Consider the following 26302-nt stretch of genomic DNA (forward strand, 5'->3'; position numbering starts at 1 on the left):
CAAATACGTATGTTTAAATGTAACGCTTATTCGGCTGTTATCGTAGCATCCCTGATAGCTGTTCTTACCATTTCTCTTGAGCAGGCTACCGCTCAAGAAAAAACCAAGCCGGTAGTAATGCCTGATACGACTAAAAAAAATGGACCCTCAACAGAGGAAGAGGTTAATATTGGATACTTATCACTCAAAAGAAAATACATCGCTCCCACAATTGCTACAGTTCCGGCCCTTCGTTTCAGTGACCTGTCACGAATTTCTCCCGATGCCCTCTTGCAGGGTCAGTTCGCCGGTGTTCAGGTTGTGAATTCATCCGGAGCTGCAGGTGCAGGTACTCTTGTTAATATCAGGGGAACAGGATCAATAAATGGATTGAACAACCCGCTATACCTTATTGACGGAATTCCTGTCAAAGCAAGCCGGGTTGTCAATCCGCTCTCACAAAATTCAGATAACAATCCACTGGCAGATATTAATCCGAACGACATTGAATCGATCACCATTCTTAAAGACGGCCAGTCTACCGCAAAATATGGTATGCGCGGCGCTAATGGTGTCGTACTGATAAACACCTTTGGTGGCACCACCGGAAAGACCGTATTGAACTTTGCGGCATCTACAGGAATCAGCCCTGCACCGGGCTCTGTACCCGTTTTCAATGCAGACGACTATAGGGGTTACATCATCGAAAAAGAGTCGTTAAGGGGATTGACGGCTGCGCAAATTAATAATGGAATTGGCCGGTACCTGCTATTATCGACTCCTGATAGCCAGCGAGAAAGGTATAACAATGATACAGACTGGCAGAATTTGGTAAAGAAGGGTGGCGTGTATAATGATTACCACTTCATGCTCAGGGGTGGAGATGCCATCGCAAGGTATTCCCTTAGTGTAGGGTATACCGGTCAGGAAGGCAATCTGGTAAACACAGATTTTAACCGACTAAGTATCAGGTTCAATATTGATTATAAAGTGGGTAGGAAACTTACTTTTGCCAATAGCTTAAGCTATTCCCAGACCAATAAAAGCTTAACTGAAGAGGGAAATGCCTATTTAACTAATCCGCTATATGTGGCAGCATTGAAGAGTCCGGTGCTGACAAGTTTTCAGCAAGACAGAGATGGAATCAATCTTCGCGAACTAGATAGTGCAGATTATACCGGCAGGAGCAATCCCTATTCAATCGTCAATAGAATGAGGAATGAGAATTCTACAAACAGGATCTCCGGACGAGTAGTAGGTCAATACACTTTTTCACCGACTTTAAGTCTTAAAATCGGTTTGTTTGCTGATTATTACAGGTTAAATGAGAAAAGGTTCAGGCCTGCTGCAGGTTTTGCACCTGAGGAAAACCGAATTCGTGAATCATCAACCCAGAACAGTGTGGAATTAATGGCGCTAAATGAAAACGTACTTAACTACAGTAAGACATTCGGCGATCACTTTATTTCCGCGCTGATTGGAACTACGATTCAGACCAGCACTTTAGATAGCAAATATGGCGTCTTCATTAACGGTACATCTGATCAGCTAACCGTACCTAGTACAACAGATCAACGTTTTATAGATACCTTAACCAGTAATTCACCTCAGTGGAACCTAATGTCGCTGTTTACAACGGCTCAATATGCCTACAAAGGAAAATATCTGATTGGAGGAACGTTGCGCAGCGATGGTTCGAGTACACTCGAAAAAGGTAAACGCTGGGGAACTTTCCCGGGGGTATCTTTAGGATGGCTAATTAGCTCAGAGTCTTTCCTCGCCAATTCTAATTTCATCAGCAATCTGAAGCTCAAAACCAGCTACGGACTCTCAGGCAACCTGGTTGGCTATTACAACGCATTCAATGCCATCACACCGATCCCGTATTTTAATTATCCTGCAGTTCGGTTAGGTGCGCTGGGTAATAAGGACTTTACCTGGGAACATTCCAGTCTGCTGGATGCAGGCTTTGATTTGGGATTATTTAACAATAAATTATCTTTATCGACAGACGTTTACTTTAAAAATACTAAGAATTTATACCACAGGATCGATCTTCCTGGAACGTCTGGCTTCAAAAATTATCCTGTAAGTGAGGGGGAAGTTAACAATACAGGCGTAGAACTTGGCATTTCAGGAAGTCTGATCAAAAGGAAGTTTTCATGGCAAACCAGCTTCAACATTACTTACAACAAGAATGAGATCATTGCACTACCTGCATTGTTGCGCAACGTAATTAATTATGGGGATTTCTCCGGGATCTCTCAAATCGGCTCTGCCTCGGGTGCCTTTTACGGGTACCACGCGATTGGCGTCTATCGGGCCAATGCTGATGTTGTCTTAAAAAATGGCACAGATAACTTACAACCATTTCAAGGAGGGGACATCATTTTCGAAGACCTGGATGGTAACGGAATAATCGACGAGAAGGATCAAAAGACAATAGGAAAAAGTACTCCCGACTTCTTTGGCGGCTTTACCAATATTTTCGCTTTCGGGAAACTTGACCTTAGTGTCTTTGTTGACTTTGCTGTCGGTCAGGAAATTTATAATGGCCAGCGCGCTGCTTTAGAAGCGATGTCAACTTACGATAACCAGTCAGTGACCATTAATGACAGGTGGAGAAAAGACGGAGATGTAACAAAAATGCCGAGGCTATTGCATGGCGATGCCGTTGGTAACAACCGCTTTTCGAGCCGCTGGATGGAAAATGGATCTTTTGTCCGCTTCCGTTCCGTTTCGTTGGGATACAACCTTCCAGTGTCCAAATTCCTAAAAGGTGTCTTTAAGAGTGCGAGGGTAGTAGTAACCGGTCAAAACTTGTATACTTTCTCTGAGAGTGATATGGGAAGTGCTGAGGTAGCCAATGTAAACAACCCCTTGATGTACGGACAGAATTATGGCTCTCTCCCTCAGGTGAGGTCTTACCTGGCTGGAATAAAATTAGGCTTGTAAAATATTGATTAAAAACAAACGATATGAAGATTTTAATACTTAAAAAAATAGGCAACAAGTTCGCTTTGTTATCTTTAGCCATTGCGTTGCTTTTCACTACCTCTTGCGAACATTTGGAAGTGAAGCCAAAGGAATTTACAAAAGACAAAGACTTTTTAAAGAACTTCTGGGATGCCGATTTTATGATGAGAGGAGTTTACCAGGGCCTGCAAAATATAGTTGAGCCAACTTTTATCTTAGGTGAAGTCAGGGCAGATTGGGTAACTCCCGGTACCGGCAATAGTAAAGACATCCGAGAATTGTCGGAGCACAAAGTAACATCCAACAATAAGTATACAGACTGGTCGCCCTATTATGATATGATTAATCGTGCAAACTATGCCATTACTAATTTACAGCGGGTACCGATGGACTCGACGTACTTTAATGCTAAAACCAAAAGGCAGTTGACTGCAGAAGCCAAATTCTTACGCTGCCTTGCTTATTTCCATTTGGTGCGCAACTTTAAAGACGTCCCTTTTTTCACTGAAAGTGTAGATGATTTGTCTAAAGTGCAATACCTGGCTCCGACTTCAGGGGAGAAGATCCTGGACTTTATCGAAATCGAATTACAACAAGCTTATACCAATACAGATAAAGTGATTTTGGTGTTAAACACTTTTGACATTGGATACAGGGATAGTAATGAACAAACCCGCATGCGGGCTACTAAGGGTACGGTTGCTGCGCTGTTGGCTCATGTTTTTTGCTGGAGAAACAAATATCAGGAATCATGGAATACACTAGTTAAAATGGAGATCGACGCGGAAGGTGCAACCCATTGGAACGATTGGGGTGCTTTTGGTAACGCCGATTGGTTCTCATTCTTCACTACACCTGTAGTATTTCAGCAGTTTCTTCTCGACGTTGCATTCCGTTATGACAGTAGAGAAAATAACCCGCTAATGAAAATAACTTCAAACGATCCTAAATCGGGCGGACAATACCTGGTCGCACCTTCATTGAATGCAATGAAGACTTACCATCCAAATTATCCGGCTTATACTACGGTTCTTGCAACCGATGACGTACACCGTGGATTCGGGCGGTCCTTTGCAGGGAGTGCGCCATTTTACAACCGTCTTGGTAGCGCACCGGTTATCTGGAAATGGCTTGGAACTGGTGTAGTCAACCCAGCAAATATTAACGTCCCGCCGAGCGTGAGAGCGCCCTATGAAAGTGATGCATTGTTTAGAATCTTCAGAGTGGCCGATACCTGGTTACTCAGAGGAGAAGTCCTCAACCGTCTGGGTAGAAAATCGGAAGCAATAGGACACCTGAACAACATAAGGGGCAGGGCCGGGAGACCTAACAGTCTAGTTACAACCACATCAACAACCGAAGAAATTGAAGACGCCATCTTACAAGAACGTGGTCTGGAGCTCGGTTTCGAAGGATACAGATGGTACGATCTGATAAGAATGGCCAATCACCGCGGAACGCCTAAGGTACTCATTGATGCTGTAAAACGCAGAGCTCCGGTCGCCACGCACGCTTATCTGGAAGGATGGTTAAGTAATCCTGCACATTGGTATTTACCATACAATGCAAATGAGATCAGGTTAAATCCGAATCTGAAACCAAAGATTTAAATAGTTAAAAAGCTTCGTCTCTCTAATAAACCAGGACAGCCTGCGATCTTTCGATCCAAGGCTGTCCTAATGTTAAGAAGCTCCAACCGTTTTTTTTATACTCACATTGGATTGATCAATTAATTCGACATGCATTGGTGTTTGTGGCTTTTCTTTGATTCTTTTCAAAAATTGTAATGAGGCTTTCAAAGCGGTGATCGGAGTTTGAGCTCATGACTGGCGATAGAAAGAAAATCGTCTTTGCGCTGTTCAACGGCTTTGCTTTCTGTGATGTCGCTCACAATCCTTATCATCTGTTCGGGTTCGCCGCCGGCATTATACCGCGCCTGACCGTGCGCGCTGATCTAGTGCAATGAACCATCGGGCCAGCTGCCCTGATATTGGGAACGATTCACATAAAATCCCACTACTAAGGTTGCCGCTTCTATAATCCGAGTTCCTACCCAAAACTGGTTGGCATAGTAACCTTCCCCAGAAATGACATTCATCCGTCTGAAGGTTAGGGTATTAAGCAGATCCGATATTCCGATAAATGCGTAAGAGATACCCACGAAATACAGGTAGAGGTTGTACATGATCTTTCGCGAATTCCAGGTTACAATGAACACAGCAAAAGCAACGATGATTGAGAAAAGCTCTACTACGGTATGAAAAAGTACATAGCATTCTTTTAAGCAAAAGTAGAAGGCAAGCATCATTCCAGAAACGTATAGTCATTTCTAAGCAGGATAAATTGTCATTTCCGGTAACAATGTGTTGTAACATCTTTTTACTTTACTTTGATCTAATGGGTTGAAGTTTAACATTTCGAAACTATACTTTTACCTCCATATTAAGATCGGTTAGTGCACCTTGACCTACAGCGCTGCTCATAATAGTTCATATAAAAAACAAAATTTAAAGATCATGATCACATTTCTTGTTGCTACAGATTTTTCAACAATCGCAGATAACGCCGTAGAATATGCAGCGGCACTGGCTAAACAGTTCCGTGCAAGAATTATACTCTATAATGCATTTATTATCCCAGTTCATGCCGCTAATTCTCTGCTGAATGCAGCTAGTTTCCAGGCATTACTTGATGAAAATCAACACAAGCTTAAACAACGGGCTGAAGTAATTGGCTTCACTTATGACATTGAAGTCGGCTATGAGTCGAGTTATTCATTTGTGGAAGATGAATTAAAGAATTTGCTTTTAAAATACGAAGCCAGCCTTGTAGTACTTGGGATGTCCACTAAAACTCTAGAGCAAGACCTGCTGGGCAATACCACCACTGCTGCAATTAAGAAAATGAAATTTCCAGTGTTGGCCGTGCCTCTGGGTGCTAAATTTACTGGGATGAAGAAAGTGTTATTTGCTTGTGATGTTTTAAGAGGAGTACCAGTTAAAATACTGGATAAGGTTAAAGAACTAACTGCAGATTTAAATGCCCAAATTGAAGTGTTTTTTGTAGATGAAAGAATAGAGGAGTTAAAAAGTACTAATGCCGGGGTGCTTGCAATTGATGTGATCAGTGATGGACTTGATGGGATAACCTATTCACATAAAAATGTGCGTTCGAATGCTGTAATCAGAGAGATAGAAAAGGAGATTCTTGTTTTCCAGGCGGAGCTCTTGATCATGGTTCCTAAAAAATATGGTTTCTGGGCTTCACTTGTACATAAAAGCAAAACACGTATGGTAGCCTCCGGTTTAGACATTCCATTGCTTTCTATTCCGTTGTAGAATGGTTTTTTACTAAACTCAGGTGTCCTATGCAACCGTATGTCCGTAATTTTCGTCCTCATTAAAACTATATTATGAAAAGGATCATCACTTCCCTGGCGATAACGTTAATTCTTAATAATTCTAGCTTTGCGCAATCTATTCTACAGCAACGTATAAAGCAGGTAGAAAACAGCTTAACTGAAAATTTGCGGACTCAGGACGCTGCTGCTTTCAATTTGCAAAAGCGGATGGAATATTATAAGGTTAAAGGGCTTAGTATTGCGGTGATTAAAGATTATAAGATTGATTGGGCTAAAGCTTATGGTTTGTCTGATGCGGAATCAAAAACCCCTGTTACAGTAAGCACTCTTTTCCAGGCAGCTTCAATTAGCAAGTCACTGAATGCAGTAGGAGTAATGAAACTATTCTCATCTCGGAATCTTAATTTATTCGCTGACATAAATACGTACCTGAGTAGCTGGAAGTTTCCTTACGATTCACTATCAGGAGGAAAAAAGATCAATGTGGCAAATCTGCTTAGTCATACCGCCGGCCTTAGCATACACGGATTTGGAGGTTATGAGCAAGGGAGCCCTTTACCTTCAGCGATCCAGATCCTGAATGGTGACAAACCTGCCAACTCTGATCCGGTGCGGTCGGTATTTGCTCCCGGCCTGCGTCAGCAATATTCTGGAGGTGGTATTACCATCACTCAATTGCTGATGACAGACATCTCGAAACAGCCCTATGAGCAGTACATGGAGCAGCAGGTCCTCAGACCTCTTGGGATGCGCAGTAGCACCTTCGCTCAGCCACCTGTAGGAAAAAAGCTAAATGCTTTGGCAACTGGTTACGATACAGATGGGAATGAAATTAAAGGTAAGTACCACCTTTATCCGGAGCAGGCGGCAGCTGGACTATGGACCAATCCTACAGATCTCGGAAAGTATATCATTGAAACGCAATTGGCTTATGCTGGAAAGTCAGATAAAGTATTGGACCAGCAAAGCACCAAATTACGTCTGAGCCCCTATGAAAATTCAGAAGCGGCCCTTGGCGTCTTTATAGAGGATTACGATGGCCTTAAATACTTTGGTCACGGGGGTTCCAATGAGGGTTTTCAAAGCGGTTACTATGGAAGTCTGCAAGATGGCAATGGGTTAGTCATAATGGTTAATTCAGACAACGGCCAGATCATACAGGAGTTGATAAATAGCATCGCGACCGTGTATAATTTCAAGGGGTTAAACAAAAGCAGGACGATAAAACTGGCCCATGTGACCTCTTCGGAGCTAGACAAATATTTGGGTAAATATCAGCTTACACCAGATCTGGTGCTTACTATAACGAGAGAAGGAAAACAATTATATGCACAGGCAACCGGCCAGACCAAACTTGAGGCCTATCCAGAGACGAGCACTAAATTCCTTTTTAAAGTGATTCATGCGACCATGGAGTTTATCAAAGACGACAAGGGCAAGGTGACTAAAATGATGTTTACTCAAGGGTCTACGATTGAAGCAAAAAGACTTGAATAGGCAGTACTCAACTACCATTGCTGAAGAAGAAAGTCAGGGCAACTGGTTGGCACAATAACCTTCCTCAAAATGACATCTGAGTAATTTGGTCATCGGTCAGAGGAAGATAATTGATGGCTTCTGAATCGGTTGGTTTTGTATTCTTTTTATAAATCCTGTTGAAGTAAGGATCATAAAACTTAGCGGGCATGTAACCGCTTTTAGTTCCTTTAGACCAATGAATGGCATAAACATCTTCCTGCCCTCTGAATAGAGATTTATCTTTAAATCATGACTACAATGACCATCCAAGTTCCTGAGGCTCTTCGAATAGGGCATGAGGAAACAACTCGTCTTGAAAGCTGTAGGCATTACGCGAAACTTAGCGGTGTTATTCCTTCAGTCAAACCGTATTGTCAAAATACAACAAACTAATTTCCGGATTTCAGATTGGTTAACAACTCAAATTATCAACGATGCTGGAGAATAACTTAAACGACTTTCATTCGATAGCCAGAATACGTCTAGCTTGGCTACAGTTTTCCTATTCTTCTGCGTACTGGCCAATGCCAGTATTTAGCAAATCTTTATCGCTTTCTAGTCATTGAAATAATGAAGCACTATCGTCGACAGTATAGACGAAAATCCTAGCTCTATTTATTGCTACGGCAGAAATAAAATCATTTTTTAAAACTTAGGTGTTAGCAAACTCGATTTCTGGGAACGTATAAAGAAGAAATTAGCTCAAAACAAAGATAAACCGGCTTCTAAATAATTATGCCAAGCACTTAATTTCTAGAGATTTATTTCTATTTTAGTAAAAATAACGACTCATATGGGAACAATTGAATTTTTTATAATCGCTGGCATATTATTAATTATAAGTCTTGGTGTATACGGTAGAAGTACTTCTCTAGGCTTTTTCGGGAGTTTTTTACTCGCTTGCGTCAGTACGCCTCTCATTGCATTTATCGTTATATATTTCGTACGTAGAAATGATGAAAAGAATCGCAGATTTATTTACGAACACCTTAACGGCCAACAAAAGATTTGCTAGTTACATCTAGAATGGCGTTTTATAGGGGATTCCAAGTACCATATTGTTAATGTGATATCATTCTGGAAGTTAATTTTAATATCCTTGGCTTCATAGTTTGCTATATTGAAGCGCTTTCAAGGATTGAAATAATTAATTTTCCACTGGAATTTACTTTTAGATACGTTGGGGTATTCACCAACAGAGCAGTAAAGTATTATATGCTTATCAGAAGGATTTAACTAAAGAAGATAATTGCTAAAATCATCACTATCCAGCTAACTATTTGAATGTTAGCATAGGTTTTCGATTGGGTGAAGTTATACCAGCTTATTTTTTGTTTCGTTTCCATATTCTAAGATACAGATGTTATATCTAAATTATTCGATGGCTTGAAATAAACGAGTAAATAAAGAAGTAGGGTCTAAACACTAACGGGTGGAATATGGGGTTTAGCTTTGTTGATCAAAACACCACGTCAGAAGTTGCTGCCTTACTAGTTCTCTGACTGGAAACACTTGCGATGTTAACTCCCAAAATATCTGAGGCTTTTATGACTTGTTCGAAATGACCTGTGAGGCTTTTTTTTATGACATTGGACGTAGGTAGGTGTCAGTAAGTCTTCTATAATGCTCACAACTATTTCAGTGACAACATCTTAAATAATAACCAATTAACAGAAAAACTTGTTATGTTTGTCTAAATCACTAAACACTTAAGTAAACATATTTACGCGATAGGCTTGTAATTAAACATGAACCCAAACAAAACTTTTCTAAACGACGTTCAGGGACTCCGGCCATTGGCGGAAATCGCGATTTTCTTCTGTTATGCCGGCTGTATTTTGTCAAATTCGTTCTTTTTCGAGGGTATTTAAGATTCCACGCTATCGACATTAGTACGTCTGCTACAGGTATCGCTCGGTCTTAGCCAAGAGGAAGAGGTGCCGATGAAAGAAGCTTGATCATTGGCATATATTATATATAAAAATCTGTTTTTACAAATATTGATCATTACGATGCGACAACTTCTACTTCCACTGATCCTGATGCTTATCGCCAGCAGCAGCTATGGCCAGTTGCCAGATTCGCTGCAAATAACCGCAGGGACACTTGGCACTGTGGCCAAGGACGGGTACCAGCCGTTATGGCTCGTAGCTAATCGCTGGGGCGCAGTTTCAGACGAGCAGTATGATGCCTCTACCTATGTCGGTTTTACAGGTGCAAATTACTTTGGAAACCAGTATACCAACCGTTCCAACTCCCCGGGCAGTATCCAATCCATTTTTTATGTAAAGTACGGCGCAACGCTAATCAATAATAATCATGCTACAGGGACGACCTTCCAGCAGGCGTATGTTAAAGCAGGCTACAAAGACCTGGAGGTCCGTGCGGGTCGTTTCAAATACATTCCAGGAGAAGTGGACCAGGATCTGTCCTCGGGATCTATGGGTGTGAGCGGGAACGCGCTGCCCATTCCGCAAATCACTATCGCACTAACTGATTATGTAAATATACCCTATACGAATGATTGGCTGCAGATAAAAGGGCAGCTCAGTCATGGCTGGTTTGGTAAGAACCGATACCTCGATTCATACTATCATGACAAAAACCTGTACCTGCGCGCTGGCAAAAAGAAGTTCAAGCTTTTTGCTGGCGCGCAGCATTATGTGGAGTGGGGTGGCAAGCGGGATGGGATGAGCCTTGACCGCTCTTTTAAAGGCTTTACCGACGTTCTGTTTGCAACTAGGAATGCCGATGACGGTTCTGGTATTGAAACCGTCGCGACAACGGGCTCTGCCCACGCAGGTGACGTGCGTGGACTGATTGAACTAGGTTTTGATCTAGAGCTAAATCAGGCGCTGATTCACTTTTACCACCAATCGCCCTTTGACGGCTCATGGGGAGTGAAAACCAAAAATATTGATAAATTGTCCGGATTAAGCGTCACGCCGAAAGCCAAGAACGCAATTGTTAAAAAAGTATTATTTGAGTTTATCTATACCAAGCAGGCTCAAGACTATGCGCCTGACTTCGCACGCCAGGCTTATTACAATAACGGCTATTATAAAACTGGATGGGAATATCATAACAGGATTATAGGAACCCCGCTGTTTATTAACCGCACTCGGGCCCAACATTATTCTTACTTCCAGGCACAGGGCATAAAGCCTTTCGACTGGAACGATCCAACGGTTTCAGGCAATTCGAACATCATCTATAATAAAGTCATGGGTGGGCACATTGGCCTGCTGCTTAGGTTCAGTGACAAACTTTCCGCAAAAACGCTGCTTAGCTATACCCGTGGGCAGTATCAAGATAGCGGACCTAATCTGAACCAGTTCTATTCCCTGCAGGAACTGTATTATAGCCTTTCTAAAAACCTAAACTTTTCAGCAGGCTTAGCCCTGGATGCCGGTAACTTTACTAACAATATCGGCGGCCTGGTCGGACTCCAATGGCGGACTAACGTAGGTGCTTTAAACAAGTGAGTTCGCATGCGCTAAACCGAAGTAGGCTTTATCTATGTAATCATTGATTTTAGTTCCACTTTTTCCAAGTATAACTGGGTACTGGCCTGTGCCGCATTATAAAATTAAGACTTCTGGTTATCTTATTGCTTCGGGTTACAAACTGTGCTTACCAATGGTCATCTTTCGTTTTCTTAATCTCAGGTGGTCTAAACTTTCTCAACGGCGAATATTGTCTTTTCAGTGTCTCCATGACAGGCTTAAACAGCGAAAGCAGCCCTTTAGGACTGCTTTCATCTATCACGGGTGGAATATGGGGCTCGAACCCACGACCCTCGGTACCACAAACCGATGCTCTAACCAACTGAGCTAAAACCACCATGTGTTTTACAACGCTACAAAAGTACGATTTAAAACATTTTATTCAAATAATTTTGAGCTTAAAGGCTAAAAATCTTTTAATCATTTCAATTTCAAGCCCTTGAATTTAAGCTTAAATGAAATCTACAGCACTTAGATGGCTATTTGATCGTAAAAACATAGATTTGCCAGCGAATGATTGAGATATACACAGATGGTGCAGCAAGTGGAAACCCTGGCCCAGGAGGCTATGGAGTGATACTGAGATCCGGAAGTCACTACAAAGAACTAAGCGCAGGCTTCCGTATGACGACCAACAATAGGATGGAGCTCATGGCTACAATAGTTGGGTTGACGGCACTGAAGACCCCCGGACAGGATGTGACCATTTTCTCAGACTCAAAGTATGTGATTGATTCAGTAGAGAAGAAGTGGGTCTTCGGCTGGGTAAAAACAGGTTTTAAAGGTAAAAAGAACAAGGATCTCTGGATGATGTTCCTACATGTATACAAATTGCATAACGTCAAGTTTGTTTGGGTAAAAGGCCATAACAACCACCCTGAAAATGAGAGGTGTGACGAACTGGCTGTCGCGGCTTCCAAAAACAAACAAGCTCAAACGATTGACCATGTTTTTGAATCAGAGAACAGAAGTTAAGAACTTAAAGATCATATCGGTAAGTCGATCCACATATCCGACAATGTTTTGGATTGAAGTATTTAGCACACTATCACAACGAGAATACAACGTTGTAAACTCCAAACAGTAACAGTAATTTCGGTAGTAAACCCAGAATAGTAACAACGCTTCCATTGTAATTCAATTCAATTTAGCACGAGTAGACAAGTCTAACATAAGTTGAATTTTGACCTATGTTGATACGGGGTTGAGTAGGGGTTGGTTTACTTCTTTTGATGTGCCGTTCGTTCGTCATACCCTTTTGGTTAAGCTTCATTTAGTCCCCCTTGATACCCCCTTGATTCTGCTTGAGCGGTATCAAGGCGGTACCAACCCGGTACCAACGCGGTATCAACCCGGTAGCAACCTAATGGCAAACACAGATGTCCGTAAAAAATCAAACAACGAAAAAATCAGTGGTATTTTGATGGTAACTATTTAGTATTTCAGTTGCAGCTAACTCGCATTAAAGCGAAGGCAAGTACCAGTTTCTTCTATAGCCTACAATCCTCACGGTGCAGATCAGTAATACAGTTGCAATTTCAGCAACCGCTTTATCGGTAAATGAAAGTAAAACGAAATACCCGATTCCTCCAACAATGCAAGCTGTGGCGTATATCTCTTTCCGAAACAATACCGGGATTTGCGCAAGGAGGATATCCCTGCAAACGCCTCCAAAACAACCAGTGATTGTCCCTAAAGCAACACAAATACCAGGGTTCAAATCATTTGAATACCCTTTTGCATCCCGATAACTGTAAACAATCCTAAGCCGATCGCATCAAACAGAAACAAGGTGACTTTATAATTCTTAACCCTGCGTTTCCAAAAGAGGGTACATGCTGCGGTGATCAACACTGTAATCGGCGCCGTCAGGTTTTGCATCCAACTAACAGGCGTGTGACCGATTAAAACATCCCGTATGGTTCCTCCCCCGATAGCGGTAACAAAGCCGATGATCAATACTCCTAGCAAGTCCAGTCGCTTTTGGAGTGCAGAATATATGCCTGAGATGGTGAAAGCAGCAGTACCAAGTACCTCAATGATGAATGAAACGGTCATATGGGCTCATAAAGACGTCAAGGTATAGAGTTTAACTATAAAACTATAGAATTTAATGATTCGGAACACAGTTTTCAATAGTCTATATTTACATTAGACATGGACCCAGACCTACTTCTGGCGCCTGGAAAACCAACATTAAACTATAAAAGCATGGAAAACGATTTGAACAACATCAGTAAATGCCCCGTCGATCATGGAGCGATGAAGGCTAATGTTGCTGGCGGCGGTACCAGAAACAATGATTGGTGGCCTAAGCAACTCAAACTTGATATTTTACGTCAGCACTCGTCTTTGTCCAACCCTATGGACAAGGATTTTAATTATGCTGAGGCTTTCAATAGTTTGGATCTGGAGGCTGTGAAAGCAGATCTTCATGCACTGATGACTGATTCTCAAGATTGGTGGCCGGCAGATTTCGGTCATTATGGAGGCTTATTTATTCGTATGGCATGGCACAGCGCCGGAACGTACAGGGTAGGTGATGGTCGCGGTGGAGCAGGAGCAGGACTTCAACGCTTTGCGCCTCTAAACAGCTGGCCAGATAATGTGAGTCTTGATAAAGCCAGAAGATTGATTTGGCCGATTAAACAGAAATACGGCAGCAAATTATCATGGGCTGATTTAATTATATTGACAGGTAACGTCGCCCTTGAGTCGATGGGGTTCAAGACTTTTGGCTTCGCTGGTGGTCGTCAGGATGCCTGGGAAGCAGATGAGTCCGTATACTGGGGTTCAGAAACCACCTGGTTGGGTGGTGATCTAAGATACGGTCATGGCTCCGATGGTGCCCATAAAGATGGTGGAGTTTTGGTATCGGATGATGATGCGGATGGCGATATTCACTCAAGGGATTTAGAAAAACCTCTTGCAGCGGTTCAGATGGGATTAATCTATGTGAACCCTGAAGGTCCAGACGGTAACCCTGATCCGATAGCCTCGGCTAAAGATATCCGGGATACGTTTGGCAGAATGGCTATGGATGATGAAGAAACGGTTGCCTTAATTGCAGGAGGGCATACCTTCGGAAAGACTCATGGCGCTGCTCCTTCAGATCATGTTGGAGATGAACCCGAAGCAGCAGATATCGCTTCTCAAGGTTTCGGCTGGAGCAATAGTTTTGGCTCTGGTAAAGGCCCTGACACCATTACAAGTGGTCTGGAAGTGACCTGGACTACTACACCGACACAATGGAGCAACAACTTCTTCGAAAACCTACTGGGTTTCGAGTGGGAGCTGACGAAAAGTCCGGGTGGCGCGCAACAGTGGGTAGCTAAAGATGCAGGGGAGATTATTCCCGATGCATACGATGCAAATAAGAAGCATCGTCCAACAATGCTAACCTCAGACATCGCTTTGAGGATGGACCCTGCTTATGAAAAGATATCAAGACGTTTTCTTGAAAACCCGGATCAGTTTGCAGATGCTTTCGCAAAAGCCTGGTTTAAATTAACGCATCGCGATATGGGTCCTAAAGAACTGTATTTGGGTCCGGATGTACCTCAGGAAGAGTTGATCTGGCAAGATCCGATACCAGCTGTGGACCACATATTGGTGGATGAAAATGATACCGCTTTGCTAAAGGCGAAGATCTTAGCTTCAGGTTTAACTGTTGCTGAACTGGTTTCGACTGCATGGTCTTCTGCATCAACCTTCCGTGGTTCTGATAAACGAGGCGGTGCCAACGGCGCTAGAATTCGCCTTGCTCCTCAAAAGGATTGGAAGGTGAACAAACCTGAACAATTGCAAAAGGTGCTTAGTGTATTGGAGGGTATCCAAGCTGAGTTTAACGGTACGCAATTTGGTGGTAAAAAGGTTTCTTTAGCAGATCTTATCGTGCTTGCAGGTAATGCAGGGATAGAAAAATCTATTACCGATGCAGGTCATACGGAGAGCTTGACTTTTAGTCCGGGTAGGATGGATGCTTCTCAAAGCCAAACGGATGTTATTTCATTCAGCTTCTTAGAGCCTATTGCAGATGGTTTCCGCAACTATCGCCGATTGAAATTTACTGTTTCTACTGAAGAACTGCTGATCGACAGAGCGCATTTGCTTACGTTAACCGCTCCAGAATTGACAGTTTTATTAGGTGGTTTGCGTGTGTTGGATATCAATGCAGACGGTTCTAAAAACGGTGTGTTTACGCAGCAGCCAGGTCAGTTAAGCAATGATTTCTTTGTGAACTTGCTTGATATGAACACTGCATGGAAACAGATGTCCGAAGATAAAGAAGTGTATTTAGGAAGTGATCGTTCAAGCGGTCAGCCGAAGTGGACTGCAACGCGTGCGGATCTGGTTTTCGGGTCTAACGCAGAATTGAGAGCCATTGCAGAAGTTTATGCGAGTGCAGATGGTAAGGATAAGTTTATTAAAGATTTTGTAGCTGCCTGGACTAAAGTAATGAACCTGGACAGGTTTGATCTAAAATAAGATAATTATTAAGAAGTTTGCAAGCTGGTCATCTGTGAGGGTGACCAGCTTTTTTACTTTCGACAATGCCTACTCATGAAGTTATATGAATGCACAAAATGAATCCTCTGCTCTGAAAACAAAAAGCGTCTTAGTCGTATGTGGAATCATAAAAGATAGTGAAGGAAACGTTCTGGTTACCCAAAGAAGCGCCACAATGGCCTTACCATTTAAATGGGAATTCCCTGGCGGGAAAGTCGAACAGGGGGAAAGCCATGAAGAAGCCATCAAACGAGAGATAAATGAAGAGCTTCATATAAAGATTTTGATAATTAATAGATTGCCTGAGTTTACACACCAATATCCAACATTTACGATCACTTTAATTCCTTTCGTTTGTAATATTGTGAGAGGCTTGATAAAACTGACTGAGCATCATGCTTTCCGTTGGGTAAACCCAAATAACTTGTTAGATTTGGAATGGGCAGCAGCCGACATTCCAGTTGCTCAACACTATCTAACCAAGCTCAACACATAAATATGGCATTTGAATTAGGTCTGTACGAACAGTTGATCACCAAATTGATTGCTTCTAAACTTGACCAAATGGATGAAGATAAGTTCTTCATTCAAAAAACAGTGCTCGATAAGTCAGAGGCGGCAAGATATCTGAGTATTTATCTATCTGAAACTATACAATTCGCTTTACAACAAATAAAGGAAGGGGAGCATGGTGGTATTCAAAAGAAAATTGAACTTTCCAATCAGATCATTCAGGTACTGATCTCGGCGCTACCAGACCTAAGTTTAACAAATAACCTAATCACATCTGAAGGACAACTACTAGAAGCAGTTTTATCATTAAATGATTCTCCGTTCCCGGATCTGAAAGAGCGGGTAAGACAAATTATGCCTTACACAAGGTTGAGTCAAAGCGAGCTTTTTACGGGCAGTAATGCGGGTATTTCTTTGGAAAGCGAAATTAAAAAAGAGATCCTGTCTGCTGATGAAATCTGCTGGCTGGTTTCATTTATAAAGTTCTCGGGAATTCGAATCTTTAAAGATGAGTTGAAGAGTTTCACAGATAGTGGCCGCAAGCTAAAGATCATCACTACTACCTACATGGGGGCTACGGATGTAAAGGCGGTTGAGTTTTTATCTGGCTTGAAGAATACTGAAATCAAAGTTTCTTACAACACCGAACACGAGCGACTACATGCTAAAGCGTATTTGTTTTTAAGGAAGTCAGGTTTCGATACAGGATATATTGGTTCTTCAAACCTGTCCCGTTCTGCACTTACTAATGGCTTGGAATGGAACTTAAAGGTCACTCAAAAGGAAATAGGTCATATCATTGATAAGTTTAAAAAGACATTCAATACCTACTGGGCCAATAGAGAATTTGAGTCTTATATACCTGGTATAGATAAGATTAAATTGAGTACGGCACTCAAGCAGCAAAGTACCCACGATCAGCCAGGCATCATCAATTTCTTCGATATCACACCGAAGCATTTTCAAAAGGAGATTCTAGAGCAGCTGGAATCGGAAAGGGTTAATCATCAACGATTCAGAAATTTGATAGTTGCAGCAACGGGAACCGGTAAGACTGTCATATCCGCCTTTGATTATAAACGTTTTAAGTCGAACAATCCACGGGCCAGGCTCTTATTTGTTGCCCATCGGAAAGAGCTGCTTGAACAGGCGCAAGACATGTTTCGTCATGTACTTCGTGATGCTAACTTCGGTGACCTTTGGGTGGATGGAATGGAACCCAGTCAATACGATCATGTGTTTGCATCCGTGCAAACACTTAACAACCGACTGCCGAGCCTGAAACTCAGCGCTGACTTTTACGATTTTATAATCATCGATGAGGTACATCATATCGCTGCTAACAGTTATCGCCCCGTGCTTGATAAGTTTCATCCGGAAATATTGCTTGGATTAACTGCGACTCCGGAGCGGATGGATGGTATTGACATCCTCAGAGACTTTAACAATACCATTGCTGCGGAAATACGATTGCCTGAAGCATTGAATAGTAAAATGCTTACACCTTTCCAGTACTTTGGTCTATCCGACTCGGTTGACTTAAGTCAGGTGCAATGGAAAAATGGTAAATACGAAAGTAAAGAACTCACTAAGATTTATACCAGCAATGACCGCCGTGTGCAGGAGATTTTGAACAACTGCGAATTGTACCTCACGGATGTCAGTCAGGTACGTGCGCTTGGCTTTTGCATCAATAAGGAGCATGCTGAATATATGGCTGAGAAGTTTATGTTTCATGGTGTGAGGGCTGATTATCTTACTTCAGAAGATTCTGCTGTTAAGCGACACGCCATTCGGCAACGCCTGTTGAATAAGGAAATCAACTTTCTATTCGTTGTAGATTTGTTCAATGAGGGTATAGATATCCCTGAGATTGATACCGTGCTATTTTTGAGACCCACAGAAAGCTTAACAATTTTCTTACAGCAATTGGGCAGAGGTTTAAGATTGGCTGAAAACAAAGATTTCTTAACCGTACTTGATTTCGTCGGACAAGCAAGGGTTGAGTATGATTTCGAACATAAGTTCAGAGCGTTAATTGGTAAGACCAATACGCCGCTCTTGAAAGAAGTGGAAAAAAACTTTCCGCATTTACCACTAGGTTGCAGCATTGTACTAGAAAAGAAAGCGAAAGCGATTATTCTCGCAAATATCAAAGCTGCTACGGGCTTAAATCGAAAGCAACTCATTTCCAAACTCCAGAACTTTAAGCATCAATTTACGCTTAAATTGTCACTCCAAAACTTTCTTTATTCTACAGGTATAGAACTGGCTACTATTTACAAGAAAGGTGGTTGGCAAAGGCTGTGCGCAGACGCAGGAGTAACCGAAGATTTTAAAGAGCCATTGGAGCTACTTATAACAAAAGGCATTAAGAAATTGATGCAGTCGAATTCTATCTCTTACTTTAACTTTTTAGTGACCTTAATTGAAAACGACTTTAAAACCAGCGATCCAACGGAGCAAGAGAAACAAATGTCGCTGATGTTCTACTACGACTTCTTTCCCTCAGATAAGAAGACTACTTTCAATACTTTGGAAGAATGTTTTGAACAGATCAGAGAGAACCCAGTGATGCTTGCTGAGATGAAAGAAGTGATTCACTACCTCATTCAGCAAGTCAAGTTTGTTGAAAAACCAATTATTTTACCTTTTGCTTTTCCGCTGAAGGTCCATAGCCGCTACAATAGAGACCAGATTCTGGTGGCAATCCAACTGCATCAGTTTAATAAAAGTTCTTCGAACAGGGAAGGGGTAGCTTTGAATAGCAAGCTCAATACAGAAGCACTATTTATCACGTTAAAGAAGTCAGAGAAAGAATATTCACCTACTACCTTGTATGATGATTATGCCGTCAACGAGTCCATGTTCCATTGGCAGTCCCAAAACGCAACGAGTTCTACATCTCCAAAAGGACAATCATACATCGAGCAAAAGCGCCTTAGTAAGTGCATCTTGATTTTTGTTCGTGAACAGAATGAAGATGAATTTGGTAATACTATGGGCTATGTCTTTCTAGGAAAAGCGGGCTTCTTAGACAGTAACGGCGATAAGCCAATGAATATTCAATGGCAATTGGAGGAACCAATGCCTGCTTATATCTGGAAAGACAGTGCTAAATTGGCCCAAGCTTAGTTTTGAACAATATGTCCAGTAGCAATTCAGCCGATTTTAATCCATTAATACATAAATATATTTCCGCATTTAGTCGCCTTAAGCGAGGTGTAACGGCTTATGGACTAGCGCCACATAAACCTGTATTGCTGTTAAGTTTAATTGAGCTAATCGAAAAAGAAACTGTAGCAAACAACCAGTTTGAAGTTAACGCCGATTTGGTTGCTACGTTCAAAGAGAACTGGTTACTTCTAGTACCAACCTTACATCAGGCAGATTTTACCCAGCCGTTTTATTATTTGCAGAGTGAGAAAGTAGAAGGTCAATTTTTTTGGAAATTGCAGCCCAACCTGGGTATGCAAATTAATGCGCACATCAAGTCGGTAACCCGCTTGAGCGAAACCTGTGCTTTCGGCTACTTTGAACCGGAACTGTATTTATTACTGTGTGACCCACTTAACAGATCGTTGCTTACCAACTTGTTGATCCAAACTTATTTCAGCGACGTCGGTTCAGGCTTCTTAGCGGCAAAGAATAAAGGCATGGGCTATCTTCACGACCAGGAAGGCTTCATACTTAATGATCCAGAAGTAAAGTATAAACGCGTCATCATTAATACTGAAGAGGATGTGTTTGTTCGCAATGGCCTATTCAAAAAGTTGGTACCTAAGATTTACAACAATCAGTGTAGCTTTTCTGGTATGCAGTTGAGCAGTACGTTCGGGCACAATTTTGTTGATGCTTGCCATATTGTGCCGTTCAGCTTAACGCACAATGATAAGGTAACAAATGGCATTTCACTTTGCCCTAATTTACACCGCGCTCTAGATCGCGGATTAATAAGTATTTCCAACGATTATACGATACTTGTGTCAAAGCATCTTATCGAAAATGAGAATCATGTTTACGCTTTGAAAAGTTTAGGGGGCCGAAAGATGTACTTGCCAAATAAGGAAATACATTATCCGGAGCGACAAGCGATAGAATGGCATCGGAACAACGTTTTCAAGCAATAAGTTGTAACGGCTTATTTAATAGGTTAAGCTTTCCAGCTTTTAACAATCAGTTCATCGCCAACTTTCATTGTCCCTGGGCCTTTATGAAGCAGGTTTTGCCCGAACATTACCTTTTTATTCACGGTTCGATAGCTGGTTAATGTTCTTAAGGGCTCTTGTCCTTTTATTCCCGTTTCTTGATCTACTGTTGTCAGGACACATCGTGCACATTGATTGGCCGCTTGAAATAGGTTTTCGCCGAGGTAGAACTCGCCAAAGCGATCTTCTATATGTGGCTCACCTCCTGTAAAGACAAAGTTTGGGCGGAAGCGATTCATTGGCACAGGATCAGCTAACTTTTCATTGAGGAAGTCCAAAGCAGCTTGCCCAATGATAAGGCAGGGGTAAGCATCCGCAAAACTAACAATTTCACTGTTTAGCGCATATTCAGGGTCAACAAGCCGTTGATCATCGTCAGCCATTCCTACCAGTTTAACTTTCATGTTTAAGAAGACGGAAAACCAGTCACTGACTTTAGCATTTACTTCGAAGCCACTGGAGGTATCATCCCAGATACGAACCTGGATTCTTTGAGAAGTACTTTCGAATTTTGGAAAGGATATTTTTTGCGATAGGTCTGTTTTATGAGAAACCGTAATTGTGTCAGCATCCATCGCAACTTGCAGCATTGCAAGGTTGTAATGCTTTCTTTGAGTAATGAAGGTACCATTCTCGTCTATCAGCAACCATTTTCTGTCGTATTGTAAACCCCTCTGCTCTAGTTTCGCTTCCTTGATGCTTATACCGCCAAGAGACTTGATAGGGTAGATGTAGATTTCTGAAAGTTGTAACTTCATTTTTTAAAGGTAAAAAACCCAGCGAAATAAAAAGACAAGATGACTATTATTCGAAGTTCCACCAAACACGCTTCTTAACGGGCGCTCCCAAAGTGTAAGGCTGACCAATCTCCGGGACGCTCACTTGGTAACCAAAATTGCCGGCTGCTTTCAAAAGTCTGTTAACCGGTTCGTTCCATGGGTGATGACTCTCTGTAAACTTGGCCCAGTGAACCGGTTGAACAACCTTTGCTTGCAAATCTGCGGCCGCTTGCGCAGTCTGTTCGGGAAACATATGATGAGTAGGCCAGTTTGGGCTATATTGTCCGCATTCCATCAATGCCAGATCAAATGGACCATATTGCTTTCCGATTTGCGCAAAGTGAGCGCCATAGCCGCCATCGCCACTATAAAATATCTTGTAACCATCTGTTTTGATGACATAGGATGCCCAAAGTGTTTTGTCGGTTTTAAGTGTCCTGTTACTCCGGTGATGGGCAGGTGTAGCCGTAACGGATATACCATTAGGCAAAACGGCCGACTGTCCCCAGTTCAGTTCTGTAATTTTCTTTGGATCAAATCCCCAACGCCGGAAGTGAGAACCAACACCCATCGGAACGACCACTCGTTGAATCCGGTCCTTCAGCTTCTTTACAGTCTTGTAGTCAAGGTGGTCATAGTGGTCGTGAGAAATGATAAGTACGTCAATATCCGGCATATCATCAACGCTGTAAGATGTACTCCCTTGAAACGCCTTAATCATCCCCGGCACCGGTCCAGCATTCTTACTAAAGATCGGATCTATCAGTATTGTACCTTTTGTACTTTTAATGAAAAGGGAAGAGTGCCCAAACCATATAACGGTCGGCGCTTGTACTTTAAGTGTTTTAAGATCTGTTTTGATAAAGGGAAGCCGGTTAAAAGGCCTCACTGTTTATGACCGGTTTAGTATGGATTTCAGCGCTTTAAAGCCATTGATCTCAACAGAAGCATCACCTTCCAGATTGTGAAATTGTCCATCTTTGTAGTTCGGCAACTTCTCCAGTTTTGCAAGTTCAGCACCCTCCGGATTTCGACCCAAGGATTTAAATAGTCCGCATCCTTGTGAAGAAAGAAGCAAAAAAACTATAAAAAATATACAGATAACGGGCTTACTATGCATGAGGGCTAAGGTAGGCGTAACATTTCCGCTTTTCTCATGGGCATCGAATCTATCGTATCATAGAGCTTTTGAAGCCGAAGTACTGATTTAGAGCTCAGCTTTATCATGCCATCTTTCCCAGTTAGCGTAATCTTGAACACTGCGCTTCCGAAATGCGCTTTGATCTGTATGTCACGAACTTTAAGTCCCTTAGGATCTGTTGCTAAAACTTTCATTTGCTCCACAAACGCTTTATCTGATTTGCTTTTAGCATAAACATCTAGAACCCTTACATTCGAGCCAATAGCGATGCCACCAAGTCCGAGGTCCCGGTCTTCACCGGGAAGACGACGGTAAAAATCTCTGCTGGCATTGGTAGTGAAAGCGAGGAGTATAAAGATTAAACATTTCATAGCTGAGTGTTTACTAATTATGGGTGTTTGCTATTCCTAAACGAATATGCGCATTTTTAGCTTTCTTAACAATACGTTTAAGCGCATTACAAGTCAGGAAAATGAGGTAAATTGCGCAGGTGAAGAGAACAGGCCGGATAAGATCGCTACTCATTGAATTTTTCTACGGTGAATATTTTAAAGATGCGTTACGGAATACGGTCTGCGTAGTATTCCCAATTGGGCTCTTTTTTATCCTTGGCTACAAAGAAGCTGCCATTGGAACCGGGTTAGGTGCACTGGTAATCAGTCTCACTGATCTTCCAGGCCATAGAACCGCGAAGCTCAAAACTGCATTGCTAAGTGTTTCCCTTTTCTTTATAACAACTTTTCTAGTCGGACTATCTTTCCAAAGTCAGTGGCTAACTGCAGCATGCATCTTTTTGCTGAGCTTCATTTACGCCATGATGGGTGCTTTAGGTACGCGAGAATCCGTTGTCGGTACCATGTGTATCATTCTCGCCGTTTTCGTGTTGGGACTACACCCGGGCGACAACCTGTTTTTTAGTTTGATGGTCATGGCCGGAGGTGCATGGTACTACGTCATAAGTCTGCTGCAAACCGCTATACTGCCGTATAGGTCAACGCATCAAGCCATCCATGAGTGTTTGTCAGCAACGGCAGATTTCCTCCTAACGAAAGCTAAATTCTACGATCCTTCCTCTAACCTGGAAGACTGTTATCAGGAAACAATATTCCAGCATCAGCAAGTATTCGAAAAGCAAGAACTGATCAGAAACTTGCTGCTCACAGATAAACATGCCATGAGACCAACGAACGCCAAGGGGAGGCGCTTGCTAAACATTGTCAACAGTACTTTCTCCCTTTACGAGCAAGTTACCGCAATACATTACAATTATGATTTACTGCGTCAACGTTACGCAGGTACAGGAATACTGGAAACGGTCGTTGTATTGATTGAATATCTTTCAACAGATCTTAAGAAACTAAGTGTGAGTTATCTGCAGCAGTCGAGACGATCAGTTACTGCAACTAAATCCTACTCGGATCTGTTAGCTGATCTTGAAAAGAAAGCGCTTGCCTTTGAAGGTACGGATAGAGAAACTTTACTAAATATAACCCTGAATCTGAAGCAGGTAAGCGAATACATTCACGAAGTCAATGATCATGGAGACCAGTTTTCAAGTATCAAATTCAGCGATTTCGTGCCAGCTCCAGCCACAATAAATGTCGTTATTAGTAACCTCACACTGAGTTCTCCCATTGCGAGATTTTCCCTCAGGTTGGCTTTGCTTTGTCTTACTGCCTGCCTAATTAGCTTCGCATTTCCAACGGCGAAGTATAGCTATTGGGTATTGCTTACTGTGGTAGTCATAGCTAAGCCCCGGTTTTCTGTCAGCTGGAAGAGAAATATTCAGCGACTCATCGGTAGTTTTGCCGGTATAGTGGTAGGACTGATCCTTTTGCTTCTGATTCAAAACACGCTTGTGCTACTGATCCTTTCAGCCATCTTTCTAATGGGATTCTTTACGTTCAATCGGCCTAAATACGCGTTAAGCGTACTCTGCATTACCCCATGTGCGCTAATTGCACTATCTGTGTTGCAAGGTTATTCTACCGAGATCTTATTGGAAAGGAGCTTGTTTACGATCCTAGGCTGTGGAATAGCTTTCGCTGCAGCATATATCTTCCCAATTTGGGAAAGCAACAGCTTAAAACCGGTGCTTACAAAACTGTTATCTGGCAACTACCAGTATCTTGAAGCTGTATTGGACACCAAACTAGGGAAAGAAGGATTAAAAGTTTCCCCGAAACTTGCGAGGAAATTGGCAGACAATAGTCTTGCGAAATTCTCTGAGGCCATCCAGCATATTCTTCAAGAGCCGCAGGTAAAGCGTATCAACGTTCAGATGCTCTATGAAATTCAGGTAATTAGTTACAGGATCAATGCGATGACTACAGCACTAAATCTTAGTCCTGCGCCTATAGATACAGACCTTGTGCAATCTTTGGCCAGACAGGCTTTGGATGACATCGCGTTCTCGATTAAGAATGCGGCGTCTTTTAACCCTGGAAATATGGAGTGCTTTTCCCCAAAAGGGCCTCCTAGCTCAAACACGCTGATGGAAACTATAACTGCCCTAAGTTTGCAGCTTAGGGCAGCGGTAACAAATTGTTAATCTATTTAACGCGTTCGATGTATTCTCCTGTACGGGTATCGACTTTAATTTTATCACCTACGTTCACAAACAGAGGGACTTTAATCTCTATGCCGTTTTCTGTAGTTGCATATTTTTGTGCACCTGATGAGGTATCGCCTTTAACCGCCGGTTCTGCGTAAGTAATCTCCAGGTCCACAAAATTTGGCGCTTGTGCCATGATCGGTTCTTCACTTTCTAAAGAAACAATGACATCCATACCTTCTTTTAAAAATTTAGCTGCCGGCCCGAACAATGCCTTAGGAATGTTAAACTGATCGAAAGTGATGTTGTCCATTACCACGAAATATTCGCCTTCTTCGTAAAGATATTGGTAATCATTGGTCTCCACCCGACAAATCTCAACCTGCTCATCAGTTGCTAAACGGGCTTCTACTATTTTGCCAGTCTTAATGTTACGAAATTTACCGAGATAAAATGCGCCCCCTTTACCCGGTGTACGGTGTAGAATTTCGGTAACTGTAACCAGTTCGCCGTTGAAACGTAAAATATTGCCCGTTTTTATCTCTGAAGCCTTTGCCATAAAGTTTATTGTAAAATTTGAGCTCAAAGATATATCCTTTGTTCAAATTAAAAAGTTTTTTTAAAGAATGGACAGACATCTTCCTCGAGCCTGCATTAGAATCTTCTACGGATTCAGCTGGAGAACATTCGCACCTAATGGTTCTTCTTTAATTCGTTTTAAAGGCTTATCGTGGAGGTGCACGGTAATCTCTAACGAGCCGGTGCCTACAGTTGCGCCAAGCAGGTGTCCTCCGTATGCTTTAAAATCCTTTCCAGTAACCACACCGTGGATATGCAGCGATGCCTTACCATCTTGCCATGCCACTGAGCCAGTCATGCTGGCCAGCTCCATATCCTTGAATTCCTTAGGGGCGTATTCCTTCGTTTTGAAATTGAAAAAGCCAAATTTGGCATTAACGAAGCCCATACCAGTAAAGGTAGCAGACGGAATATGTTCTGCATTGGCCATCTTTTCAATCTGTGCGAACACATCATCTCCTTGTCGGAGTACCATCAGATATCCTGCAGGGACTTTGATGTAGCGTTTGGTAGTATCAGCAGACTGTGCGTTTACGGTTGTAAACAGTCCGATAAAAGCAGCAGCAGTTAAGAGGCAAGTATTCTTGATTTTCATAATTGTCTTTTCTCTGTTAACAAAAACAAGCGCCATTTGTCGATGATAATTTATGTTTTCCTAAATTGCGCCGCTCAATACCTA

The 26302-nt window shown here is 42.1% G+C and carries 20 protein-coding genes, 1 tRNA gene and 1 pseudogene; 11 read left to right on the forward strand and 11 right to left on the reverse strand.

Annotated elements, in window-relative coordinates; all coding sequences use genetic code 11:
- The first annotated feature begins 9 nt into the window (after nucleotides 1–9).
- Nucleotides 10–2934, forward strand: coding sequence for a SusC/RagA family TonB-linked outer membrane protein (locus WKF66_RS12055; RefSeq protein WP_489674707.1), 2925 nt, complete (start codon nucleotides 10–12; stop codon nucleotides 2932–2934).
- Between the two features lie 23 nt (nucleotides 2935–2957).
- Nucleotides 2958–4565 (forward strand): RagB/SusD family nutrient uptake outer membrane protein, encoded by a 1608-nt coding sequence (locus WKF66_RS12060; protein ID WP_489674708.1) that lies wholly within the window; start codon nucleotides 2958–2960, stop codon nucleotides 4563–4565.
- Nucleotides 4566–4909: 344 nt separating this feature from the next.
- Here WKF66_RS12060 and WKF66_RS12065 read toward each other — a convergent pair whose 3' ends face one another.
- Nucleotides 4910–5263, reverse strand: a complete 354-nt coding sequence (locus WKF66_RS12065; RefSeq protein WP_489674709.1) for an MASE3 domain-containing protein — start codon at nucleotides 5261–5263, stop codon at nucleotides 4910–4912.
- A 208-nt stretch (nucleotides 5264–5471) separates the two neighbouring features.
- Between WKF66_RS12065 and WKF66_RS12070 the strand changes: the two genes are divergently transcribed.
- Nucleotides 5472–6293 (forward strand): universal stress protein, encoded by an 822-nt coding sequence (locus WKF66_RS12070; protein WP_489674710.1) that lies wholly within the window; start codon nucleotides 5472–5474, stop codon nucleotides 6291–6293.
- A gap of 74 nt (nucleotides 6294–6367) precedes the next feature.
- A complete protein-coding gene (locus WKF66_RS12075; RefSeq protein ID WP_489674711.1) occupies nucleotides 6368–7813 on the forward strand; it encodes a serine hydrolase in 1446 nt (481 codons plus the stop codon).
- A gap of 64 nt (nucleotides 7814–7877) precedes the next feature.
- Here the strand turns inward: WKF66_RS12075 and WKF66_RS12080 are convergent.
- Nucleotides 7878–8060, reverse strand: a pseudogene (locus tag WKF66_RS12080) (TOTE conflict system archaeo-eukaryotic primase domain-containing protein); the annotation flags it as partial.
- 1786 nt (nucleotides 8061–9846) lie between these two features.
- On the opposite strand from WKF66_RS12080, the gene WKF66_RS12085 reads away from it, so the two are divergent.
- Nucleotides 9847–11319 carry a capsule assembly Wzi family protein gene (locus WKF66_RS12085; protein WP_489674712.1) on the forward strand — a complete coding sequence of 491 codons (1473 nt, stop codon included), beginning with the start codon at nucleotides 9847–9849 and terminating at the stop codon, nucleotides 11317–11319.
- 283 nt (nucleotides 11320–11602) lie between these two features.
- Here the strand turns inward: WKF66_RS12085 and WKF66_RS12090 are convergent.
- A tRNA-His gene (locus tag WKF66_RS12090) sits at nucleotides 11603–11678 on the reverse strand.
- 175 nt (nucleotides 11679–11853) lie between these two features.
- On the opposite strand from WKF66_RS12090, the gene rnhA reads away from it, so the two are divergent.
- Nucleotides 11854–12315, forward strand: coding sequence for a ribonuclease HI (gene rnhA / locus WKF66_RS12095; protein WP_489674713.1), 462 nt, complete (start codon nucleotides 11854–11856; stop codon nucleotides 12313–12315).
- Nucleotides 12316–12802: 487 nt separating this feature from the next.
- On the opposite strand, the gene WKF66_RS12100 is transcribed toward rnhA, so the two are convergent.
- Nucleotides 12803–13060 (reverse strand): trimeric intracellular cation channel family protein, encoded by a 258-nt coding sequence (locus WKF66_RS12100; protein ID WP_489674714.1) that lies wholly within the window; start codon nucleotides 13058–13060, stop codon nucleotides 12803–12805.
- Nucleotides 13057–13398: a trimeric intracellular cation channel family protein gene (locus tag WKF66_RS12105; protein ID WP_489674715.1), complete on the reverse strand. Its 342-nt coding sequence runs from the start codon at nucleotides 13396–13398 to the stop codon at nucleotides 13057–13059. Before WKF66_RS12105 ends, WKF66_RS12100 begins: the two co-directional genes overlap by 4 nt.
- 153 nt (nucleotides 13399–13551) lie before the next feature.
- Between WKF66_RS12105 and katG the strand changes: the two genes are divergently transcribed.
- The 4 genes from katG to WKF66_RS12125 all read left to right on the forward strand — a co-directional run bounded on the left by katG (nucleotide 13552) and on the right by WKF66_RS12125 (nucleotide 20492).
- Nucleotides 13552–15828: a catalase/peroxidase HPI gene (gene katG / locus WKF66_RS12110; RefSeq protein WP_489674716.1), complete on the forward strand. Its 2277-nt coding sequence runs from the start codon at nucleotides 13552–13554 to the stop codon at nucleotides 15826–15828.
- A gap of 85 nt (nucleotides 15829–15913) precedes the next feature.
- A complete protein-coding gene (locus tag WKF66_RS12115; RefSeq protein ID WP_489674717.1) occupies nucleotides 15914–16345 on the forward strand; it encodes a (deoxy)nucleoside triphosphate pyrophosphohydrolase in 432 nt (143 codons plus the stop codon).
- A 2-nt stretch (nucleotides 16346–16347) separates the two neighbouring features.
- Entirely contained in the window at nucleotides 16348–19497 is a 3150-nt protein-coding gene (locus WKF66_RS12120; protein ID WP_489674718.1) for a DEAD/DEAH box helicase, read from the forward strand.
- An 11-nt stretch (nucleotides 19498–19508) separates the two neighbouring features.
- Nucleotides 19509–20492 (forward strand): HNH endonuclease, encoded by a 984-nt coding sequence (locus WKF66_RS12125; protein ID WP_489674719.1) that lies wholly within the window; start codon nucleotides 19509–19511, stop codon nucleotides 20490–20492.
- A gap of 23 nt (nucleotides 20493–20515) precedes the next feature.
- Here the strand turns inward: WKF66_RS12125 and WKF66_RS12130 are convergent, their stop codons facing one another.
- The 4 genes from WKF66_RS12130 to WKF66_RS12145 all read right to left on the reverse strand — a co-directional run bounded on the left by WKF66_RS12130 (nucleotide 20516) and on the right by WKF66_RS12145 (nucleotide 22861).
- Nucleotides 20516–21328: an MOSC domain-containing protein gene (locus WKF66_RS12130; RefSeq protein WP_489674720.1), complete on the reverse strand. Its 813-nt coding sequence runs from the start codon at nucleotides 21326–21328 to the stop codon at nucleotides 20516–20518.
- A gap of 46 nt (nucleotides 21329–21374) precedes the next feature.
- Nucleotides 21375–22238 carry an MBL fold metallo-hydrolase gene (locus tag WKF66_RS12135; protein WP_489674721.1) on the reverse strand — a complete coding sequence of 288 codons (864 nt, stop codon included), beginning with the start codon at nucleotides 22236–22238 and terminating at the stop codon, nucleotides 21375–21377.
- Nucleotides 22239–22241: 3 nt separating this feature from the next.
- Entirely contained in the window at nucleotides 22242–22388 is a 147-nt protein-coding gene (locus WKF66_RS12140) for a hypothetical protein (RefSeq protein ID WP_489674722.1), read from the reverse strand.
- 86 nt (nucleotides 22389–22474) lie between these two features.
- Nucleotides 22475–22861, reverse strand: a complete 387-nt coding sequence (locus WKF66_RS12145) for a DUF4174 domain-containing protein (RefSeq protein WP_489674723.1) — start codon at nucleotides 22859–22861, stop codon at nucleotides 22475–22477.
- A 119-nt stretch (nucleotides 22862–22980) separates the two neighbouring features.
- Between WKF66_RS12145 and WKF66_RS12150 the strand changes: the two genes are divergently transcribed.
- Nucleotides 22981–25041 (forward strand): FUSC family protein, encoded by a 2061-nt coding sequence (locus tag WKF66_RS12150; RefSeq protein ID WP_489674724.1) that lies wholly within the window; start codon nucleotides 22981–22983, stop codon nucleotides 25039–25041.
- Nucleotide 25042: 1 nt separating this feature from the next.
- Here WKF66_RS12150 and efp read toward each other — a convergent pair whose 3' ends face one another.
- Nucleotides 25043–25603 carry an elongation factor P gene (gene efp / locus WKF66_RS12155; protein WP_489674725.1) on the reverse strand — a complete coding sequence of 187 codons (561 nt, stop codon included), beginning with the start codon at nucleotides 25601–25603 and terminating at the stop codon, nucleotides 25043–25045.
- 105 nt (nucleotides 25604–25708) lie between these two features.
- Complete coding sequence (locus WKF66_RS12160) at nucleotides 25709–26218, reverse strand: PPC domain-containing DNA-binding protein (RefSeq protein WP_489674726.1); 510 nt, start codon at nucleotides 26216–26218, stop codon at nucleotides 25709–25711.
- Between the last annotated feature and the right edge of the window lie 84 nt (nucleotides 26219–26302).

This window comes from Pedobacter sp. (genome assembly GCF_037719805.1).
Classification (GTDB): Bacteria; Bacteroidota; Bacteroidia; order Sphingobacteriales; family Sphingobacteriaceae; genus Pedobacter.

Bases quoted from the DNA above. Each gene is read 5' to 3' on its own strand.
- WKF66_RS12055 (WP_489674707.1), top strand. From the start codon at position 10: ATGTTTAAATGTAACGCTTATTCGGCTGTTATCGTAGCATCCCTGATA.
- WKF66_RS12060 (WP_489674708.1), top strand. From the start codon at position 2,958: ATGAAGATTTTAATACTTAAAAAAATAGGCAACAAGTTCGCTTTGTTA.
- WKF66_RS12065 (WP_489674709.1), bottom strand. From the start codon at position 5,263: ATGATGCTTGCCTTCTACTTTTGCTTAAAAGAATGCTATGTACTTTTT.
- WKF66_RS12070 (WP_489674710.1), top strand. From the start codon at position 5,472: ATGATCACATTTCTTGTTGCTACAGATTTTTCAACAATCGCAGATAAC.
- WKF66_RS12075 (WP_489674711.1), top strand. From the start codon at position 6,368: ATGAAAAGGATCATCACTTCCCTGGCGATAACGTTAATTCTTAATAAT.
- WKF66_RS12085 (WP_489674712.1), top strand. From the start codon at position 9,847: ATGCGACAACTTCTACTTCCACTGATCCTGATGCTTATCGCCAGCAGC.
- rnhA (WP_489674713.1), top strand. From the start codon at position 11,854: ATGATTGAGATATACACAGATGGTGCAGCAAGTGGAAACCCTGGCCCA.
- WKF66_RS12105 (WP_489674715.1), bottom strand. From the start codon at position 13,398: ATGACCGTTTCATTCATCATTGAGGTACTTGGTACTGCTGCTTTCACC.
- katG (WP_489674716.1), top strand. From the start codon at position 13,552: ATGGAAAACGATTTGAACAACATCAGTAAATGCCCCGTCGATCATGGA.
- WKF66_RS12115 (WP_489674717.1), top strand. From the start codon at position 15,914: ATGAATGCACAAAATGAATCCTCTGCTCTGAAAACAAAAAGCGTCTTA.
- WKF66_RS12120 (WP_489674718.1), top strand. From the start codon at position 16,348: ATGGCATTTGAATTAGGTCTGTACGAACAGTTGATCACCAAATTGATT.
- WKF66_RS12125 (WP_489674719.1), top strand. From the start codon at position 19,509: ATGTCCAGTAGCAATTCAGCCGATTTTAATCCATTAATACATAAATAT.
- WKF66_RS12130 (WP_489674720.1), bottom strand. From the start codon at position 21,328: ATGAAGTTACAACTTTCAGAAATCTACATCTACCCTATCAAGTCTCTT.
- WKF66_RS12145 (WP_489674723.1), bottom strand. From the start codon at position 22,861: ATGAAATGTTTAATCTTTATACTCCTCGCTTTCACTACCAATGCCAGC.
- efp (WP_489674725.1), bottom strand. From the start codon at position 25,603: ATGGCAAAGGCTTCAGAGATAAAAACGGGCAATATTTTACGTTTCAAC.
- WKF66_RS12160 (WP_489674726.1), bottom strand. From the start codon at position 26,218: ATGAAAATCAAGAATACTTGCCTCTTAACTGCTGCTGCTTTTATCGGA.